General features: G+C 74.1%; 4 protein-coding genes. 3 read left to right on the forward strand and 1 reads right to left on the reverse strand.

Annotated features, from left to right (window positions below):
• The coding region (locus ABZ885_RS38035; protein WP_360199293.1) for a response regulator transcription factor at positions 1-564 on the reverse strand (564 nt) is incomplete at its 3' end.
• Between the two features lie 306 nt (positions 565-870).
• Between ABZ885_RS38035 and ABZ885_RS38040 the strand changes: the two genes are divergently transcribed.
• The 3 genes from ABZ885_RS38040 to ABZ885_RS38050 all read left to right on the forward strand — a co-directional run.
• Entirely contained in the window at positions 871-2,253 is a 1,383-nt protein-coding gene (locus tag ABZ885_RS38040; protein WP_360199295.1) for a ferredoxin reductase family protein, read from the forward strand.
• A gap of 10 nt (positions 2,254-2,263) precedes the next feature.
• Positions 2,264-2,794, forward strand: a complete 531-nt coding sequence (locus ABZ885_RS38045; RefSeq protein ID WP_360199297.1) for an FMN-binding protein — start codon at positions 2,264-2,266, stop codon at positions 2,792-2,794.
• The coding region (locus tag ABZ885_RS38050; RefSeq protein ID WP_360199299.1) for an FAD:protein FMN transferase at positions 2,794-3,219 on the forward strand (426 nt) is incomplete at its 3' end. The genes ABZ885_RS38045 and ABZ885_RS38050, both read left to right, overlap by 1 nt.

A 3,219-nucleotide genomic window follows, 5' to 3' on the forward strand; every position in this document is an offset into this window, starting at 1 on the left:
GTCCAGGATCTGGGCCTTGCTCAGAACCTGACGCGGATGCTGCATCAGGTAGCGCAGCAGCTGGAACTCCGTGGGGGACAGCTCGACCGGGGCACCGCCCCGCAGGACCTCCCTGGACTGCTCCACCAGGACGAGATCACCGAGCACCAGGGCGCCTTCCGGCACGCCCTGCCCGCGGGCGTCCTCGCCCTGGGCCCGCCGCAGCAGCCGGCGGAGCCTGACCACCACCTCCTGCAGGCTGAAGGGTTTGGTGACGTAGTCGTCGCCCCCGGCGTCGATCCCCGCGATCCGGTCCTCGACGGCGTCGCGGGCGGTCAGGAACAGCACCCGGACCTGGGGCTGTTCGGCGTGGATGCGCTCCAGCACCGCCATGCCGTCGAGCCCGGGGAGCATCATGTCCAGCACGACGGCGTCCGGCTCCCAGCGCCGGCACTCCGCCACCGCCTCCTCCCCCGAGCCGACCCCGAGCGACTCCCACCCCTCGTAGCGCAGGGCGGCGCACAGCACCTCGACCAGGTCGGGTTCGTCGTCGACGACCAGGACTCGCGGGGTGGGCACTGGCATGACATCCGATCCGGTCGGTGGTGCGGCCTGAGGGGCGGTCCGCCCTCAGGGAGTGCTCCGGCCGGAGGCGTGGTCCGGCCGCTCCTCGTCATTGTGCCCTGCCCGGGTGGGGACCACTGCAGGCCCGGAATCGTCGATCATGCCTCTGAGCTGCTGAAACCATCGGCCGAACGCCTAGCGGCAGCGGGATTCAGAGGGAACTGAGAGGTCCGGGTGCCAGAGTGGACCAGCCTTCGGACGGCCGGGCCGCCGCGGAACCGCGTGCCGGGCAGGGGGTGCACGAAGCCGCGCAGGAAGGAACAGCCGATGGGAGCCGCAGTGCAGCACCACGGGGCCACGCCGGGCCGGCGACGGCACCCCGCAGAGCGGCCGGTGCTGCCGCCGTGGCTGGTCGCCCGGCTCGTCCCGGCGGCCGTGGCGGGAGGTGCGGCCGCGGTCCTCGCACTCTGGTGGCGCGACACCTACGCGGTGATCGGCGCCGACCAGTGGCTCACCGGAGCGGGGCGGATCACCGGCCTGCTCGCCGGCTACACCGCGCCCGTGCTGCTCCTGCTGATGGCCCGGATCCCCGTCCTGGAACGTGACGTGGGCGCGGACCGCCTGGCCCGCTGGCATGCGGTCGGCGGGCGCTACCTGGTCGGCCTGGTCACCGCCCACGTCCTCACCGTGATCTGGGGCTACGCGCTCACCGCGCACCGGGCCGTCCTCGGTGAAGGCGTCCAGATGGTGCTGCACTTCCCGGACATGCTCAAGGCCACGGCGGCCACCCTGCTCCTCCTGGGCACCGGCGCCGTGTCCGCCCGGGCGGCCCGGCGCAGGCTCGGCTACGAGACCTGGTACCACCTGCACCTGGCGACCTACCTCGCCGTCGCCCTCGGCTTCGCCCACCAGCTCACCGACGGCGCCGACCTCGGCCGGGGCCCCGAGCACGCCGCCTGGTACGTGCTCTACCTCGGCACGTTCGCGGCGCTGGGCTGGTACCGGCTCACCGTCCCCTTCCTGCACGACCGCCGCCACCGGCTTCGGGTCGCGGAGGTACGCCCCGAGGGCCCGGGCGTCGTGTCGGTCTTCCTCACCGGTGAACGGCTGACCGAGCTGCGGGCCGCGCCCGGACAGTTCTTCCGGCTCCAGTTCCTCGCTCCGGGACTGCGGTGGGCCGCCAATCCGTACTCGCTCTCGGCACCGCCCACCGACCGGTTCCTGCGCTTCACCGTCAAGGCCCTCGGCACCCACAGCGCGGCCCTCGCCGGGCTCCGGCCAGGTGTCCGCGTACGCGCCGAGGGCCCGTACGGGGCCTTCACCGCCCGGCAGCGCACCCGGCGCCGCGTCCTGCTGATAGCGGGCGGGGTCGGCATCACCCCGATCCGCGCCCTCTTCGAGACCCTGCCCGCCGACCCCGGCGAGCTGACCCTGCTCTACCGGGCCGGGAGCCCGGAGGACTTGTTGTTCCGGCAGGAGCTGGAACAGGTCGCGGCCGCCCGTTCGGCACGCCTGCACTACCTCGTCGGCCGGCGCAGTGAGACGGGCGACCCGCTGTCCGCCGCGGCACTGGGCCGGCTGGTCCCGCAACTGGCGCAACACGACGTGTACCTGTGCGGGCCGCCGGCGATGACCGCTGCCGCCACCCGCGAGCTGTGCGCCGCCGGTGTCCCCGCCCGCCGCGTCCACCACGAATCTTTCGACCTCTGAAGGAGCCGCCATGCGCCGCGCCGTCCTGGCCAGCACCGTCACCGCGGCCGGAGTCGTCCTGCTGCTCTCGCTCAAGCCGCACGGCTCTCCGTCCACGCAGGCCGCCCCGGTCATCGGATCCGACCCCGGCGGCACGGCCGCCGTTCCGACGGCGCCGGATTCGCCCGGGGGCTCCCCGTCTCCACCCTCCGCCGGACCCACGACGCCGGGGTCGCCCGGGGCTTCCCCCTCCCCACCCGCCGCCGGACCCACGACGGCCGCGGGCACCCGGGTCGTCACCGGCAACGCCATCGACACGCGGTACGGGCCCGTCCAAGTGAGGATCACCTTCAGCGGCAGCCGCATCACCAGGGCCGAGGTCCTGCAGTACCCGTCCGAGAGCAGGCGCGACCTGGAGATCAACCGGTTCGCGCTGCCCCAGCTCAACCAGGAGACCATCTCGGCGCAGAGCGCCCGCATCGACGCCGTCGCGGGCGCCACCTACACCAGCCAGGGCTACCAGCGGTCCCTGCAGAGCGCCCTCGACCAGGCCCGCCCGTGATGCTCAGGCACGCCGAGCCCGCCATGGGCACCGTCTTCTCCTTCGCCGTGCGCGACGCCACGCCCGCCGACCTGGCGCCGGCCCTCGCCGAACTGCACCGGCTCGACCGGATCTTCTCCACCTACCGGCCGCAGAGCGACATCAGCCGGCTCTCGCGGGGTGAACTCACGGCCGGGCAGTGCGACCCGCTGGTGGCCGAGGCCCTCGACCACTGCGCCGCCGTGGAGCGGGAGACCGGCGGCTACTTCTCCGCCCGTGCGGGCGGCTCCCTCGATCCGTCCGGCTGGGTCAAGGGCTGGGCCGTCGAACGCGCCTCCGACCTGCTCACGGCCTCCGGGTTCCCGCACCACAGCGTGACCGGCGGAGGCGACGTCCAGGCGGCGGGCGAGCCGGCCCCCGGCCGGCCGTGGCGCATCGGCATCGCC

The organism is Kitasatospora sp. NPDC047058 (assembly GCF_040643935.1).
Lineage (GTDB): Bacteria > Actinomycetota > Actinomycetes > Streptomycetales > Streptomycetaceae > Kitasatospora.